We start from the raw sequence: 14,895 nt of genomic DNA on the forward strand, positions 1-14,895 counted from the left end.
GGGCTGTTCTGTCGTACCTGCGCAAGCCATTGCCACCACAGGTACGACACGATGGGGAGCCCGCCATGGCCCGTATCCCGCTCACCCCGCCCAGCACCCTGCTCAACCGCATCGGCGCCTGGTACTCCCGGCGCACCTACGGCAAGGTGCTCCACCCCGGTCTGGCCGCCGGCCACAATCCGCGGGTGCTGCTCACCTACGTCCGGGCCGAGCGCGGCGCCGCCAAGTGGAACCGCCTCGACCCGGGCCTCAAGCACCTCGCGGTCATGGCCGCGACGGCCAGGATCAACTGCTCGTGGTGCATGGACTTCGGCCACTGGGAGGCCGACAACCTCGGGCTCCCGATGGACAAGATCTCCAAGGTGCCGCGGTGGCGCGACCATCGGGACGCCTTCACCGATCTCGAGTTGCTCGTCCTGGACTACGCCGAGGCGATGACCGAGACCGAGCCGCGCGTGACCGACGAGCTCGCGGCCGCCCTGGTCGAGCGGCTCGGTGAGGCGGCGTTCGTCGAACTCACCGCCATGGTCGGTCTGGAGAACTACCGCTCGCGCGTCAACAGCGCCTTCGGCCTGACCAGCCAGGGCTTCTCGGACGCCTGCGAGGTACCGTCGCAGGCGTGATCGACACGACCACCTTCGAAGAGCACCGGCGGATGCTGTTCGGCATCGCCTACCGCATGCTCGGCTCCGTCGCCGACGCCGAGGACGTGGTGCAGGACGCCTGGCTGCGGTGCAGCCAGGTGTCCACGCCGGTGGAGAACCCGGCGGGCTATCTGACCCGTACGGTCACCAACCTCGCGCTCAGCCGGCTCACCTCGGCCGCCGCCACCCGCGAGCAGTACGTCGGGCCCTGGCTGCCCGAGCCGCTGGTCACCCGGCCGGACATCGGCGAGGAGGTGGAGCTGGCCGAGTCGGTCTCGCTCGCCATGCTCGTCGTCCTGGAGAGTCTGTCGCCGCTGGAGCGGGCGGTCTTCGTGCTCAAGGAGGTCTTCGGCTTCTCCTTCCGGGAGATCGCCGGAATGCTGGACCGCGGCGAGGCGGCCGTACGGCAGGTGGGCAGCCGGGCCAGGGCCCATGTGCAGGCCCGCCGGCCGCGTTACGACGCCCCGGCGGAGGTGCGGCGGCAGGTCACCGAGGAGTTCCTGGCCGCGTGTCTCGGCGGCGACCTGAACCGCATGATGGAGCTGCTGGCCCCCGATGTGACGGCGTGGAGCGACGGCGGCGGCAAGGTGAAGGCCGCCCTCCGGCCGCAGCGGGGCGCGGACAAGGTCGCCCGCTTCCTCGCCGCCGTCATCGCCCAGCCGATGGACGACCCCCAGGTGCACGCGGTGGACGTCAACGGCCGGCCGGGACTGCTGCTCACGGTCGCGGGCCGCCCGGACACGGTCGCCTGTGCGGAGGTCGAGGACGGGCGCATCACGGAGATCCGCATCATCCGCAACCCGGAGAAGCTGCGGCACCTGCCGCCGCCGTAGGCCGCTGAGGGCGCCGGGGGCGCCGCACCCCGGCGAACAGATCGTCCTCGGGAGTCGCGCCGTCCACGTCGACGTCGACATCGACATCCACGTGGGACCGGACCAGCTGATAGTCCTCAGTGGGCCAGACCTCGCGCTCCACGTCACGATCATGAACCATGAACCCGGCGTTCGGGTCGATCTGCGTGGCATGCGCGAGCAGCGCCCGGTCCCTGGTCGCGAAGTACTCCGCGCACGGCACCCGCGTGGTGATCTCCAGCCCGGTCTCGGGCAGTTCGGCCAGCACCTCCCGCATGCCCGAGTCCATGCCCCGTGCGGTCATGGCGTCGTGCAGGGCCTGGAACCACGGCCGTGACAAGCCGCCCTGGTAGTACAGCTTCAGCGGCCGCCAGGGCGCGCCCGCCTCGGGGTGGCGGCCCGCCTCCCCCGCCGCGTCGAAGGCGGCGACCGTCACCTGATGGGTCCTGATGTGGTCCGGGTGCGGATAACCGCCGGTCTCGTCGTACGTGACGACCACATGCGGGCGGAAGCTCCGGATCAGCCCCACCAGCCGCCCGGCCGCCTCCTCCAGCGGCGCGAGCGCGAAGCAGCCCTCGGGCAGCGGCTCCCCCGGCCCCGGGAGCCCCGAGTCGACGAACCCCAGGAAGTGCTGCCGCACCCCCAGGATCCTGCGGGCCTCGGCCATCTCGTCCCGCCGGATCGCGGCGAGGTTCTCCCGCACACCGGGCCGGTCCATGGCGGGGTTGAGCACATCGCCCCGCTCCCCTCCGGTGCAGGTGACCACCAGCACCTCCACCCCCTCGGCGGCGTACTTGGCCAGGGTGGCCGCGCCCTTGCTGGACTCGTCGTCGGGGTGGGCGTGCACGCTCATCAGACGCAGGTTCAAACGCACTCCTCAGATGATTCGTGGTGACTGACTGACGAACAGCAAAATTAGCCCGAACACAAATTTAGGTCAAGCATAAAAAATAGACCCGCCCATGCGAGGATGGGGGTCATGACAGCAGGACTGCGCGAGCTGAAGAAGCGGCAGACGCGCCAGATGATCTCCGACACCGCGACCCGGCTCTTCATGGAGCGCGGCTTCGAGGCGGTGACCATCGCCGAGATCGCGACGGCCGCCCAGGTGGCCAAGATGACGGTCACGAACTACTTCCCGCGCAAGGAAGACCTGGCCCTCGACTACCACGAGACCATCACCACCGCCCTGGCCCGGACGGTCGAGGGCCGCCCGACCGGCGAATCGGCCCTGCATGCGCTGCGCCGCGCACACCTGGCCGCCGTCGAGCGTCACGACCCTGTCGCGGGCTTCTCCAGCCCGGAGTTCGCCCGCATGCTCGCCGACAGCCCCACCCTGACCGCGAGACTCCGCGAACTCCACGACCAACGCGAAGAGGCCCTGGCGGACACACTCACCACCGCCACCGCGGCCACACCCGACGACCCCACCCCCCGAGCCGCCGCCGCCCTCCTCACCGCCGCCCACCGCACCCTGTTCCACCACGTCCAGACCCTCACCCGCGCAGGCCACCCCACCGAGGAGGTCGCCACCGCGGCAACCCACTCAGCCGAGAAGGTCTTCGCCCTGCTGGAGCCGTCCTTGGGCGACTACGCGGTGCGCTGACCCGTCAGGCGACTACGCGGTGCGCTGACCCGTGAGGCGACTACGCGGTGCGCCGACCCGTCAGAGCTGACCGAGATCGACCCGCACCGGAAACGGAGCCGCGACCTTCACCACACCGGTGAAGACGTCTCCCTCCCGGTAGGTCTTCGTCGCGGGGTCGAGGACGTAGGTGTAGACGAGCGGGACGCCGGTGGCCGCCTGCTCGATCCGCCAGTAGAAGGCGATGCCGGCCTTGGCGTACTGGTCCACCTTCACCACGCGGTCGGTGGTCTCCGAACCGGGCGACACCACCTCGGCGACCAGCAGCACATGCTCGGGGCGGGTGGGCGTGACGTCGATCGTTTCCGCGCGATACACGACCACGTCCGGACGACGATTGGTGAGCGGCACGTCCTGTAGCCGGACATCGAAGTCCGTATCGGCATTCCAGTCAGGGCCTGCGGCGTCTTCCAGGGCGTTGGCCAGGATCCGAGCCAGGCGGTTGTGCCGCTTCGACGCACTGGGGCTCACCACGACCATCCCGTCCACGATCTCAATGCCCGCGCACTGCTCCTCGGACCAGGAGTCGTACTGCTCAGCCGTGATCTGCTCATGCATCCACGCCGGAGCGACCATCTCAGCGGTCATGACTCACCTCCCCGATCCCGCGCGACGGGTGTGCCGCTGGGCTCAGCGTACCGGGGCCGTGCGCCCCCTGCCCCGGACGCACGGCCCCAGCGCAGGGGCCCGCCGACCCGCGTCCGCTGTCCCGTCACGATTCACGGGTCTCCACGTCTTCGAGCGCGTCGGCGGACATCCCCTTCTGGCGGCCTCCCCGGCGGCCGGCACGGTCGGCGCGCATCGAGCGGAAGCCGGGGTGGACGCCGGGGCTGAGGCCCTGGCGGGCCGCCAGGCGCCGCAGGAGACCGGTCAGTTGATTCCGCTCCTGCTCCGAGAGGCCATCGGTCATCAGGCGCTCGTGCTCCGCGCCCACCTTCCGCAGCCCTTCCAGCAACTTCCCGCCCTCATCGGTCAGATGAACCGCGTACAGGCGCCGGTCGGCGGGGTTTCTGCGGCGCTCGATCAGCCCGCGCTCCTCCAGCTCGTCGGCGAACGCGACGAACCGGCTCGGTGGCATGCCCAGGTCGTCGGCGAGCTCTCGCTGGCTGCGGCCCGGCGAGTCGGCCAGCAGCCGGAGCAGGCCGCTCTGCGGCGGGGTCAGGTCCAGCTCGGCGAGGCGTTCGGCGAACAGCCCGGCGGCGTGGGCGCCGAGCTGGGCGAGCAGGAAGGCGGCACCGGTCGGGGCCGGGCCCGGTGGCCGTTCACCTTCATTGGTCATTCCCATGCGGGCATCATAGCCGCTTGACAATCGTTTCGACTTGTAATCATTATCTTCCGTGTCGGTCGCCTGACCGACCAACGGAGGAGAAAGCCATGTCCAGCACGACCCCCCAGACGTCCGCCGCCCCTTCCACCCGGACCGCCCCCGGCGAGCACACCCCGGGCCGTCGCCCGCAGGGCGGGCCTCCGCTGCTGGCGCCCGTGCTCGCGTTCACCGCCCTGACCATCGGCTACGTCGTCGTCAACAGCTCGACCCCACGCCCCGACGCCTCCGGCAAGGAGGTCCTGCGGTACGCGCGGGACAACGGCACCGCCATCGAGCTGGGTTCGCTCCTGCTCCTCGCCTCGGCCACGCCGCTGGCGCTGCTGGCGGCGGTGCTCTACCGGCGGCTGCGGGCGCTGGGCATCACCGCACCGGGCTCGGCGATCACGCTGGTGGGCGGGGTGCTGGCGGCCGCGGCGCTGAGCGGCAGCGCGCTGTTCGGCTGGGCCGGCGGGCGGCTGCCCATGGACGCCGATCCGGCCCTGGCCCGCGCACTGGCCGACCTGTCGTTCCTGTCCGGCGGTGTCACCTACTCGGTGACGTTCGCGATGCTCGTCTCCGGCGTCTCGGTGACCGGCCTGATGACCCGCCTGCTGCCCCGCCCGCTGACCTGGACCGGGCTGGCGCTGGCCGCCGCGGGCATGGTCTCCCTGCTCTCGCTGATCGCCGACCCGTTCGGCTACCTGCTGCCGGTCGTCCGCTTCGGCGGGCTCATCTGGCTGGTCGTCACCGCGTTCCTGCTGCCCCGCACCCGTCCGTCCCGGCACCAGTGAGCGTGGACACGCGGACACGCCGAGGACCCGCGCAGAGCGCGGGTCCTCGGCGTGTCCATAGGCCATCCTGACCATGAACTCCCTTGTACGTGACCGCTGTTCGACTTAGCGTGACGGATCACCGGCGACGTTGAGGGGGCACGGGGCGTGGCGTTCTGGATGGCTGCGGCATCGATATGGGCTGTGGTGCAGCTGTTGCTGCTGTCCTGGCCCGTGCGGACGGTGCGGTGGCCGACGGTGCTGCTCGCCTTCGGGGTGGGTGCGTACGGCTGCGGTGTGCTCTCGATGGTGCTGGAGCTCGTGGTGGCGCGGCAGTTGGCCACCGCGAGGGGCACCTCGCTGTCGGCCGTCATGGATGAGGTGTCGTGGACGACGGCTCCGGTGGTGGAGGAGCTGATCAAGATCTCCCCGCTCCTGGTCGCGGGGTGGGCGCTGCGTAGGCGGATGCAGTGGGGTCTGGCGGACTTCGTGGTGCTGGGCGGGGCCGCCGGGGCGGGGTTCAGCCTGCTGGAGAACCTTCTGATGTACGCCGAGTCCGCGGGCAAGGCCGTTCCTTCGGACGAGGGAGGCTGGCAGATCGCCAAGGGGCTGATCGACCAGCCGTATGTTCCCGGCCCCGGGCAGATCGTGGGCAGCTGGTTTCCCGCACCGACCGGCACCGTCGAAGTCGTCGAAGGGGCGGTACTCCCCTATGACGTACACATCTTCGCCAGCGCGCTGGCCGGGCTGGCGGTGGGCCTGCTGTGGTGCGGTGCCCGCGCGCTGACCCGGATCGCGGCACTGGTGCCGCTGGCCGGGGCGGTGGCGATCCACTGGGTGACCAACTACGCCGCGGCCTTCCAGGGCGACCACACCGCGATGGAGTGGCGGGAGCGGCTGGCCGGGGAGTGGGGCCTGTGGATCGTCCTGGGGTGCCTCGCCGCCGCGTGGATCTGGGATCTGCGCCGGTCCGGACTGGGTCGGCGCCGCGCGCCCGACGCCGTACTGGCGGCCGAGCGCCAGGGCCGGACCGCCCTCGAGGCTCTCTCCGGGTACGCCCTGCTGCGCCCTCCGGCCACGTGGATCATCGCCCTGGGCTACGCCCGGCGGCGCCGGGCACTGCTGTACGCCATGGCCCACCCCCGTACCCGCGCGGAGAAGCTGGCGCCGCTGCGCGGGTCGGTCGTCCAGCAGACCCGCCACATGGACGCCACCCACAGCCAGGAGGCATGGCGCGGCGTGACCTTGCGGCAGCTGTGGCGCCGGGCCCGGGAGCAGCGACCCCGCTGGCCGCGGCAGGAGAAAGTCCTCCTGGTGCTCAGCCTGCTACTGGCCGTCCCCTCCCTGCTGTATCTGGCGGTGGGCTCCTTCCCGTCCACGAGGGATCTACAGGAGTACTTCACCGGGGGCACCGGGCTGCGGATTCTGGTCGGCGTCGCCCTGGCCGGGCTGGTCCTGACCCTGTGGCGCCTGATCTCCGCCGTACGCGGCTACCGGGCGGCAAGCGCGTCTCCGCTGGGTGAGGCCGTCGCCCTGGTCCAGTTCCGGATCGCCGTCTGCGCGGGCTCGCTCGTCGTCGGCGTCCTGTTGCTGTCCCGCTGGTCGGCGATCGCCGACGGCGAGGCCCCACTGGCGGGCTACCGCATCCTGGGCACCGACCGCTTCCTGCTGGAGAAGCTCCTCGAGGTCGGCCTTCCCCTCCTCCTCACCCTCGCCATGTTCGCCATGCCCTACGCGCTGCCGCTGGAGCTCGCCATGGGCGGAGGGCTGGCGGAGACCCTGCTCATGGGCCTCGCCCCGCGCGCCCTGGCGCCGATCGCCTCACGCGTGGGAGCCAGGCTGGCGGCGCGTGAGGCGACGCAATGGGCGCGCGGTGCGCTCCGGAGCCGTGGCCGGGGGTTCTTCTCCCGTACCTGGGACCGGGTGCGGCACGGCCGCACCGATCCGGTGGATCTGGCGACCGGGCGGATGTTCCTGCCGCAGACGGATGTGGAACTGCCGGGTGTGCTGCCGCTGGTGTTCTCCCGCCGGGTGGACTCCGGCTACCGCGCCGGCCGGTGGTTCGGCCCGACCTGGGCCTCGACGGCCGACCAGCGACTGGAGTCCGACGAGGAGGGCGTGGTCTTCTTCACCGAGGACGGTCTGCTGCTGGCCTATCCGCATCCGGTGCCGGGCGGCGCCGCGGTCCTGCCCGCGGAGGGTCCGCGGTGGCCGCTGGCACGGACGGCGGACGGGGTTGCGTACACCGTCACCGATCCGGACGCCGGACTCGTCCGCACCTTCACCCCGTACGGCGACGGAACGGTGGCACTCCCGCGGGAGATCGCCGACCGCAACGGCAACCGCGTCACCTTCACCTACGACCCGTCCGGCACACCCCTGGAGATCCTCCACAGCGGTGGCTACCGGCTGCGGCTGACATCGGAGCACGAGCGGATCACCGGCCTGTGGGTGGGGGACGTACGGGTGATGGGCTACGGCTACACCGACGGCCACCTCACCGAGGTCACGGGCTCCTCGGGCCTGCCGCTGCGCTTCGCCTACGACGAGGCCGGGCGGGTCACATCCTGGACCGACACCAACAACCGCTGGTACTCCTACGCCTACGACGAGCGGGACCGGGTCATCGCCGAGGGTGGCGAGGGCGGCCACCACACCCTCCGGATCGGCTACGACGGAGTCGACCCGGACTTCCCGGGCCTGAAAATCACGACCCTGACCTCACCGGACGGTGCGGTCACCCGCTATCTGATCGACGAGGCGCACCAGGTCGTCGGGGAGATCGACGCGGCCGGCGCGGTCAGCCGCACGGCGTACGACCAGGCGGGCCGTACGATCGCCGAAACCGACCCGCTGGGCCGCACCACCGGCTTCCGCTACGACGAGCACGGGCATCTGACGGCCGTGCTCCGGCCGGACGGCAGCGAGATCAGCGCGGCGCTGGACGCACAGGGCAACCCTGTACAGGTCACCGACCCGGGCGGCGCGGTATGGCGGCAGACCTTCGACCCGGCGGGCAACCGCACCGCCCTCACCGACCCGCTCGCCGCCACCACCCGCTACCTCTACGACCCGCGCGGAGGTCTGCTCGCCGTCACCGATCCGCTGGGCGCGACGACCCGGGTGCGCTGCGACGGGGCCGGGCTCCCCGTCGAGATCACCGACCCGCTGGGGGCCACGACCCGCTACCAGCGGGACCCGTTCGGCCGCGTCGTGGCCGAGACGGACCCACTGGGCGCGGTGACCCGCTACGACTGGAGCCCGGAGGGCGAACTCCTGCGCCGCACCGGGCCGGACGGTTCGGCGGAGTCCTGGACGTACGACGGCGAGGGCAACTGCCTCTCTCATACCGACCCCGTCGGCGGCACGACGGTGTACGAGTACACCCACTTCGACCTGCTGGCCGCCCGTACGGGTCCGGACGGGGTCCGCTACGAGTTCGAGCACGATGCGTCGCTGCGGCTGACGAAGGTCACCAATCCGCAGGGGCTGACGTGGAGTTACGGGTACGACCTGGCGGGCCGCCTGGTGACGGAGACGGACTTCGACGGCCGTAGGGTGACCTACGAGCATGACGCGGCTGGTCAACTCGTCTCGCGTACCGACCCGCTGGGCCAGCGCACCGGCTACGTCCACGACGCGCTGGGCCGCGTAGTGTCCCAGGACGCCGCCGGGCGGGTATCGACCTTCCGTTGGGGCCCCGCCGGAGAATTGCTCGAGGCCACCGGCCCGGACACCGAGCTGACCAGGGCCTACGACAGCGTCGGCCGCATGGTGTCGGAGACAGTGAACGGCCGCACCCTGCACCTGGCCTACGACGCGGCAGGGCAGCTCGTCTCCCGCCGTACCCCGGCAGGGGCGGAGACTACGTACGCCTACGACGCGGCGGGCAACCGCACCTCCTTGACCGCCGGGGGCCACGTCCTCGCCTCCGCACACGACGCGGCGGGCCGCGAGACCACGCGCCGCATCGGCGAAGCCCTCACCCTCACCAACGCCTGGGATCCGCTCGGCCGCCTGACCACGCAGTCGCTGACCGGCACATCCGGCACCGTCCACCGGGCGTACAGCTATCGAGCCGACGGCCACCTCACCTCGGTCGACGACCACTTGTCGGGCCGACGCACCTTCGACCTGGACACGGCGGGCCGGGTGACGGCCGTCCACGCCCACGGCTGGACCGAGACCTACGCCTACGACGAGGCGGGCAACCAAACACACGCGACCTGGCCGAGCACGCGGCCCGCCGAGGAGGCGACGGGCCCTCGCACCTACACCGGCACCCGCATCACCGGCGCGGGCTCGGTCCGCTACGAACACGACGAGGCGGGCCGCCTCACCCTCCGCCAGAAGACCCGCCCGTCCCGCAAGCCGGATACCTGGCGCTACACCTGGGACGCCGAGGACCGCCTGGTATCGGTCACCACCCCCGACGGCACGGTCTGGCGCTACCGCTACGACCCCTTCGGCCGCCGCACCTCCAAACAACGCCTCGCGGCCGACGGCGAAAGCGTCCTGGAGCAAACGGATTTCACCTGGGACGGCCCCACCCTCGTGGAACAGACCACCACCACCCCGGACGTCCCCCACCCGGTCACCCTCACCTGGGACCACGACGGCCTGCGCCCGGTGGCCCAAACCGAGCGCATCACGGAAGCCACCACCCAACGCGAGATCGACGCCCGCTTCTTCGCGATCATCACCGACCTGGTCGGCACCCCCACCGAACTCATCGACGATTCGGGCACCATCGCGTGGCACACCCGCTCCACCCTCTGGGGCACCACGACCTGGGCCGCCGACAGCACGGCGTACACCCCGCTCCGCTTCCCCGGCCAATACTTCGACCCCGAAACCGGCCTCCACTACAACCTCCACCGCTACTACGACCCTGATTCCGCCCGCTACCTAACCCCCGACCCCCTGGGCCTCGCCCCAGCCCCCAACCCGGCGACCTACGTCCACAATCCCCTGACGGCGGTCGACCCTGAAGGACTAGGGCCATGCCGTCAGGAGGTCGCAAACGATTTCGGGGTCAGGCGAAGGGCTGTGATTCAGCCGCGCCGGGTCTTCCGGGGAGATACGCGGCACCCCGACGACATATTCAAAAACGGGTTCTCACCGAAAGGAACTAACGAAGATATCGGCCAGTACGCGCTCCACGACACCCCGTCCAACTGGGTCGGAACAAGCAAAAGCGCCAGCCAGGCCGCCAATTTTCCTCAATCGGCTCGAGGACGCGGCACCTGGGTGTATGAGATCCGCGGGAACGGGTACGGTGTGGACGTGAACCGAGCATTGGGCGGAGCGGTTCGTTCCTTCATTCGAGGAACGGGATTCCCGTCCGAACGAGAAGTGATTTTCAGGAGCGTCGGCCATGGCAATATTGTCCGCGCAGAGCGATGGCGCTACGGCATGCCCACAAGAGAAATCATAGAAAACCCAGGGTTCAGACATGGATGAAGAAATTCCACTCTATGTGCGACGCGACGGCCAGGAGTTGCAGTGGAAGATGACCGTCGAGGGAGACGGGCCTTGGCACTTGCGCCTGGAATCACCTCATGGCGTTGAAGCCACAGCCATGGGCGACAACGTGTTCGAAGCACTGCGCTCCATGCGACCCGGTCTTGCGTCAAGAGGGGTAGAAGTCTGCTGCCACGGCGCACGAACCGATGTAAGACCTTCCGGGCTGTCGGCATCGCATGGCGCTTGGATGGTCTACGTTCTCCACCTGTGGCGGCCACCCACCGTACGGGACCTTGTTCCGACTTTTGGCTACTGCCCGGCCGAACTCACCGGCTCGACCGAAGAGCAAGATACCTACTGGGAAAAGCACCTGAAGAGCAGGAAGAACTGGTTCAATTTCATCAACCCGGTGTGGTGGATCTACTTCCTTACGGCTTCGTGGGGCAGACCTAAGAGGCTGGATCTTCGATATGCCCCACGTCGACAACACGACAACCCTTAACGTACGACGAGGCCGCCGGTGCAGCGCCTCAGTTGGCCGGGAACTCTCCGCTGCGCACGGCGCTCGTGAACGAAGTCCACGCCTCCACGGGGAAGACGAGGGCGGGGCCTGCCGGGTGTTTGCTGTCGCGGACGGGGACGACACCGGCAGTGGTGGCTATGGAGGGAGCGAATTCCACGCACTGGCCTTCGTCGCCGCTGCTGTAGCTGGACTTGACCCATTCAGCACCGGACAGGTCGAGGGCGGTGTTCATCGTGTGTAGTCCTCCATCAGTCTGCGGATCACGACCAGCGAACCGTCCGGCGACAAAGCCGAAGCCCTGATTCGGTCGTACCTGGCAGTCGCGAGCTGCACTTCTGCCGGTGAATCGATCGTCTGGCCCGCCATGGCTGTATCTGCGTACACAATGTTCGGTCCATCGTCGAACGTCAGAAGGGTAAAGCTTCCCGGCACCGGAGGTGCTCCGGCCGAGAACGGCAGCACCTGAAGTGTGACGTGCGGAGACTCCGCTTCGGCTACAAGGTGGCCGAGCTGGGTGCGCATCACTTCCCTTCCTCCCACCTCATTGCGTAGGCACGCCTCACTGAGGACGCACCACAGCAACGGCGGCGCATCCCGCTCCATCACCTCTCGTCGCTGCAATCGTCTGGCCACCCTTGCATCGATCTGGTCGGCGGCGTCCCGAGGATGTGCGGACCGGAACACCGCTCGCCCGTACTCGGCCGTCTGCAACATGCCCATGATGAGCGTCGCCGAGTAGTCCAGGATGCTCACCGCCTGCCGCTCCAACTGCACGTACGGCACGAACCAGTCCGGATAGCCATGCTGGCTGGCGCGCTCCCGAAGCCGCCCGAACGTGCCCGGCGCACCGAAGACCCGATCGCACGCGTCGGCGAACTCGGGGCTGGCCAAGCGCTCCCCCGCCTCCACCTTGGCCACATATTGCTGTCCGTAGTTGGCCTTCAAGCCCAACTCCCGCTGGCTCAGCTCCGCCCGCATCCGCCAGGTCCGCACCTCGGCTCCTAAGAACGCCGCTCCGCTGGGCGGTTCCTGGCCTTCCTTGGCCTCACTCACCTGTGGTTCTCCCCTCACCCCAAGCCTCTTGGTGTGCCCCGATCCCTGTTGCGCGCGGCCCCGCAGGGCAACGCTGGGAGTACACAGAGTGATTAAAGCTCGCAAGGCACATCCAGGTCAGGAAGAACCCCCCATGGTGTTTCCCTCCGAACACATCACCGAATCCACCCGACATCGCGTCGCGGAACGGGTCACCCGCGAGATGCGGGACGTGGCGCGGCGACGTGGCTGGAGTTCGGCGGGCCCGGCCGAGCCGTCGGCGGGAGGGACTCCGGGTGTCCTTTTCTGCGGGGCGCTCCCCGAAGACCTCGCACGGCGCCAACAGCCGCCCACACCCGCATCCACACCGGAGAGTGACCGTTGAACGACACCTGCCCCACCTGCCGCCACTACGCGGCACTGCGCGAACAGGCCAGACGAGCCGGGGACCACAGCAAGGCCACCGACTACGAGGTACTACGCCGACGCCACCCCGCCCACACCGTCCACATCCCCCGGCAGCCCGAAGGACGAGCCGTATGAACCACAACCATCAAGTGCCCGCTCCCGGCCAGGTGGCGTACGACCCGGTCAGTGGGCGTACCGGCGTGGTGCAGGCGGTGCACGGCGTCGCCGAATTGCTCTTCGAACACCGCATGACCGGCGACCGCGTCGCGTTCCTCCGGCCGGAGCGAGGCGGGGTCGAGTGGACGGCCGATGTCGCGGCCCTGCGTTTCCCGGCGGATGGGCAAGGGGCCTTCTGAAGCCGTCGAGTCCGCCGAGGCGCTCGCGGAGCGCCTCGGCGGTTCCTCAGGAGCAGTAGCCCTCGCGCAGCAGCGCGTTGATGCGTTTGCCGTTGGACACGGTCACCTTGTGGTGGGCGCTGCTGAAGCGACGGGCCGCTTTCTCGTCGGGGTTCGCGGCCTTTCGGCGGAGGTCGTAGCACTGGTCGCCGGCCTTGTTGATGTCCTCGGCGGACCCGAGCGCGGGGTCGATATCGCGTAGGGCGCTTTGGAGTTCAAGAGCGCGGAGGCCCAGCATGTCCTCCTTGGCCTGGTCACTCGCGTCGGAGGGGACCTGCACCGGAAGCCTGTGGTCGGTGGGCGGAACCGACGAAGTGGCCGGGCTCGTAGGAGCGGTTGGAGCCGTAGGGGCCTTGGGGCTCGGGGTCGCCGACGTCGTGGCCGGGCTCGGCTTGTCCGAGGACGCCTCGGGGCGCTCGTCATCGGTACCGCATCCCGTGAGCAGCAGCACGGCGGCCGCACCGAGGGCGGCGGAGGCGGCGAGTGTGTCGCGTCGTCGGGTGGAGGGTGTCCCGCGCATGGCTCGGCTCCCGTAGGTCGACCTGAGGGCCTTCCTCAGCGGGATCACGCTGGCACGGCCCGTGCGGGACCGGTCCCGGGGGATGGCCAAACCCTCGGGTCCGCTCCTCCTCCCGCCCGGTCCCCCCAGTGTGGCGCCGAACGGCTGCGGATCGAGATCCCGTCCCAGTAGGGTCCTGCGTACGAGAGGGGGAATAACACCCGTGTATTCACCCGTTCTTGACCCGAGGTAGGCGCCATGCTGCACGGCATCGACGTGAGTTCGCACCAGTCCACGTTCGACGCGGACGGACTGGCCTTCGTCTTCATCAAGGCCACCGAAGGCCGGTCGTACATCAACCCGAAGCAGACCTCGCAGGCGTCCCGGGCGCGCAAGGCGGGATGCGTCGTCGGCTTCTACCACTTCCTGTGGCCGGGCAACATCGCGGCACAGGCGCGTTACTTCGTCGAGAAGTGCGCGTCCCAGAAGCACGATCTGCTCGCCGTGGACTGGGAGACCACCGGTTCCGGCACCCGCGCCAGCAACGCCGAGAAGGACCGGTTCATCCGCGAGGTCAAGAAGCTGCGGCCCACGCACCGGGTGATGCTCTACTGCAACCGGAACTTCTGGCTCAACCACGACACCACGTCGTACGCCGGCGACGGCCTGTGGATAGCGGACTACGTGACGGCGGGCAAGCCGCGGATCAAGGCGAAGTGGCGGATCCACCAGTACACCGACCGCCCGCTGGACAAGGACGTGGCGAACTTCTCCAGCAAGTCCGCGCTCCAGGCATGGGCCGACCCCAGCCGGGCGGCGCTCACCGCCGATGAGGAGACGGAGGACGTGGCGGACGCACACGCGGCGGAGGATGTGAAGAACGCCGAGAACGCCGAGGACGGGGTCTGACCGGGCCCCGGAGGCCCCGGGCCCCTCGGGGCGTTGTCGGTGGGGGCGCCTACGCTGCCCGGTATGAGTTACGCAGACCTGCGCGAACTCCGCAGCGCGCTCACCACCGCGTCGGACATCGCCTTCTCGCTGGACGCCGCACCCTCCGGGCCGGAGACCGAGCTGCTCACCGACGCCCTGCGGCGGGCGCTCGCCGCGGCCGGATCGCTGACCGCCGAGCACGGTTCCACGGGCTGTCCGGAGCATCCGCGCGGGGCCGTCGATCCGCTGTACGGGGATCCGGACGACCCGCTGCCGCCCGGCTACGGCCGCTGTCTGCTGTGCAACGACCGCAGACGGCGGGCCGGCGCACAGCGGCGCGGCTGGCGCTGAGCGCGCCGGCCGCGCCGTCGTCCGTCCGGCCCGTGTCGCCGGTCTTCGACCTGCTCAGCGGGTCCGCTCGCGGCC

At 69.9% G+C, this 14,895-nt stretch carries 16 protein-coding genes; 10 read left to right on the forward strand and 6 right to left on the reverse strand.

The features are described 5' to 3' along the window. Positions 1 to 65: 65 nt before the first annotated feature. Both ABD329_RS05850 and ABD329_RS05855 read left to right on the forward strand, forming a co-directional pair. Positions 66 to 623 carry a carboxymuconolactone decarboxylase family protein gene (locus ABD329_RS05850; RefSeq protein WP_198279228.1) on the forward strand — a complete coding sequence of 186 codons (558 nt, stop codon included), beginning with the start codon at positions 66 to 68 and terminating at the stop codon, positions 621 to 623. Beyond that, positions 620 to 1,477, forward strand: a complete 858-nt coding sequence (locus ABD329_RS05855; RefSeq protein WP_198279229.1) for an RNA polymerase sigma-70 factor — start codon at positions 620 to 622, stop codon at positions 1,475 to 1,477. Before ABD329_RS05850 ends, ABD329_RS05855 begins: the two co-directional genes overlap by 4 nt. Here the strand turns inward: ABD329_RS05855 and mca are convergent. Next, complete coding sequence (gene mca / locus ABD329_RS05860; RefSeq protein ID WP_214665250.1) at positions 1,434 to 2,348, reverse strand: mycothiol conjugate amidase Mca; 915 nt, start codon at positions 2,346 to 2,348, stop codon at positions 1,434 to 1,436. The two genes, ABD329_RS05855 and mca, sit on opposite strands and share 44 nt — an antisense overlap. Before the next feature lie 126 nt (positions 2,349 to 2,474). Between mca and ABD329_RS05865 the strand changes: the two genes are divergently transcribed. After that, positions 2,475 to 3,101, forward strand: a complete 627-nt coding sequence (locus ABD329_RS05865; RefSeq protein ID WP_344316045.1) for a TetR/AcrR family transcriptional regulator — start codon at positions 2,475 to 2,477, stop codon at positions 3,099 to 3,101. A gap of 60 nt (positions 3,102 to 3,161) precedes the next feature. Here ABD329_RS05865 and ABD329_RS05870 read toward each other — a convergent pair whose 3' ends face one another. Beyond that, on the reverse strand, positions 3,162 to 3,728 hold the full coding sequence (locus ABD329_RS05870; protein ID WP_198282048.1) for a Uma2 family endonuclease: 567 nt from the start codon (positions 3,726 to 3,728) through the stop codon (positions 3,162 to 3,164). 124 nt (positions 3,729 to 3,852) lie between these two features. Beyond that, complete coding sequence (locus ABD329_RS05875) at positions 3,853 to 4,425, reverse strand: MarR family winged helix-turn-helix transcriptional regulator (RefSeq protein ID WP_246619174.1); 573 nt, start codon at positions 4,423 to 4,425, stop codon at positions 3,853 to 3,855. Between the two features lie 89 nt (positions 4,426 to 4,514). Here ABD329_RS05875 and ABD329_RS05880 point away from each other — a divergent pair, with 89 nt between their 5' ends. The 3 genes from ABD329_RS05880 to ABD329_RS05890 all read left to right on the forward strand — a co-directional run bounded on the left by ABD329_RS05880 (position 4,515) and on the right by ABD329_RS05890 (position 11,184). Further along, entirely contained in the window at positions 4,515 to 5,237 is a 723-nt protein-coding gene (locus tag ABD329_RS05880) for a DUF4386 domain-containing protein (RefSeq protein ID WP_198282047.1), read from the forward strand. A 183-nt stretch (positions 5,238 to 5,420) separates the two neighbouring features. Continuing rightward, complete coding sequence (locus ABD329_RS05885) at positions 5,421 to 10,679, forward strand: DUF6531 domain-containing protein (protein ID WP_344316047.1); 5,259 nt, start codon at positions 5,421 to 5,423, stop codon at positions 10,677 to 10,679. Then, positions 10,672 to 11,184: a hypothetical protein gene (locus ABD329_RS05890; protein WP_198281057.1), complete on the forward strand. Its 513-nt coding sequence runs from the start codon at positions 10,672 to 10,674 to the stop codon at positions 11,182 to 11,184. The genes ABD329_RS05885 and ABD329_RS05890 overlap by 8 nt, the downstream gene beginning before the upstream one ends. Positions 11,185 to 11,212: 28 nt before the next feature. Here the strand turns inward: ABD329_RS05890 and ABD329_RS05895 are convergent, their stop codons facing one another. Further along, entirely contained in the window at positions 11,213 to 11,437 is a 225-nt protein-coding gene (locus ABD329_RS05895; protein ID WP_198281058.1) for a DUF397 domain-containing protein, read from the reverse strand. After that, positions 11,434 to 12,258, reverse strand: a complete 825-nt coding sequence (locus ABD329_RS05900) for a Scr1 family TA system antitoxin-like transcriptional regulator (protein ID WP_198281059.1) — start codon at positions 12,256 to 12,258, stop codon at positions 11,434 to 11,436. Before ABD329_RS05900 ends, ABD329_RS05895 begins: the two co-directional genes overlap by 4 nt. Before the next feature lie 360 nt (positions 12,259 to 12,618). Here ABD329_RS05900 and ABD329_RS05905 point away from each other — a divergent pair, with 360 nt between their 5' ends. Together ABD329_RS05905 and ABD329_RS05910 are read left to right on the forward strand one after the other, a co-directional pair. Beyond that, positions 12,619 to 12,780 carry a hypothetical protein gene (locus ABD329_RS05905; protein ID WP_191065516.1) on the forward strand — a complete coding sequence of 54 codons (162 nt, stop codon included), beginning with the start codon at positions 12,619 to 12,621 and terminating at the stop codon, positions 12,778 to 12,780. After that, positions 12,777 to 13,001 carry a hypothetical protein gene (locus tag ABD329_RS05910; RefSeq protein WP_198281060.1) on the forward strand — a complete coding sequence of 75 codons (225 nt, stop codon included), beginning with the start codon at positions 12,777 to 12,779 and terminating at the stop codon, positions 12,999 to 13,001. Before ABD329_RS05905 ends, ABD329_RS05910 begins: the two co-directional genes overlap by 4 nt. A 46-nt stretch (positions 13,002 to 13,047) precedes the next feature. Here ABD329_RS05910 and ABD329_RS05915 read toward each other — a convergent pair whose 3' ends face one another. Further along, a complete protein-coding gene (locus tag ABD329_RS05915) occupies positions 13,048 to 13,560 on the reverse strand; it encodes a hypothetical protein (RefSeq protein WP_198281061.1) in 513 nt (170 codons plus the stop codon). A 237-nt stretch (positions 13,561 to 13,797) separates the two neighbouring features. On the opposite strand from ABD329_RS05915, the gene ABD329_RS05920 reads away from it, so the two are divergent. Together ABD329_RS05920 and ABD329_RS05925 are read left to right on the forward strand one after the other, a co-directional pair. Continuing rightward, a complete protein-coding gene (locus ABD329_RS05920; protein WP_198281062.1) occupies positions 13,798 to 14,448 on the forward strand; it encodes a glycoside hydrolase family 25 protein in 651 nt (216 codons plus the stop codon). Between the two features lie 63 nt (positions 14,449 to 14,511). Beyond that, positions 14,512 to 14,820, forward strand: coding sequence for a hypothetical protein (locus tag ABD329_RS05925; protein ID WP_020868286.1), 309 nt, complete (start codon positions 14,512 to 14,514; stop codon positions 14,818 to 14,820). The last annotated feature ends 75 nt before the right edge of the window (positions 14,821 to 14,895 follow it).

Source organism: Streptomyces javensis, assembly GCF_039525925.1.
Classification (GTDB): Bacteria; Actinomycetota; Actinomycetes; order Streptomycetales; family Streptomycetaceae; genus Streptomyces; species Streptomyces asiaticus.

Coding starts and splice junctions, on each gene's coding strand:
- mca (WP_214665250.1), bottom strand. CDS start 2,348: ATGAGCGTGCACGCCCACCCCGACGACGAGTCCAGCAAGGGCGCGGCC.
- ABD329_RS05925 (WP_020868286.1), top strand. CDS start 14,512: ATGAGTTACGCAGACCTGCGCGAACTCCGCAGCGCGCTCACCACCGCG.
- ABD329_RS05875 (WP_246619174.1), bottom strand. CDS start 4,425: ATGGGAATGACCAATGAAGGTGAACGGCCACCGGGCCCGGCCCCGACC.
- ABD329_RS05850 (WP_198279228.1), top strand. CDS start 66: ATGGCCCGTATCCCGCTCACCCCGCCCAGCACCCTGCTCAACCGCATC.
- ABD329_RS05920 (WP_198281062.1), top strand. CDS start 13,798: ATGCTGCACGGCATCGACGTGAGTTCGCACCAGTCCACGTTCGACGCG.
- ABD329_RS05865 (WP_344316045.1), top strand. CDS start 2,475: ATGACAGCAGGACTGCGCGAGCTGAAGAAGCGGCAGACGCGCCAGATG.
- ABD329_RS05880 (WP_198282047.1), top strand. CDS start 4,515: ATGTCCAGCACGACCCCCCAGACGTCCGCCGCCCCTTCCACCCGGACC.
- ABD329_RS05870 (WP_198282048.1), bottom strand. CDS start 3,728: ATGACCGCTGAGATGGTCGCTCCGGCGTGGATGCATGAGCAGATCACG.
- ABD329_RS05895 (WP_198281058.1), bottom strand. CDS start 11,437: ATGAACACCGCCCTCGACCTGTCCGGTGCTGAATGGGTCAAGTCCAGC.
- ABD329_RS05915 (WP_198281061.1), bottom strand. CDS start 13,560: ATGCGCGGGACACCCTCCACCCGACGACGCGACACACTCGCCGCCTCC.
- ABD329_RS05910 (WP_198281060.1), top strand. CDS start 12,777: ATGAACCACAACCATCAAGTGCCCGCTCCCGGCCAGGTGGCGTACGAC.
- ABD329_RS05890 (WP_198281057.1), top strand. CDS start 10,672: ATGGATGAAGAAATTCCACTCTATGTGCGACGCGACGGCCAGGAGTTG.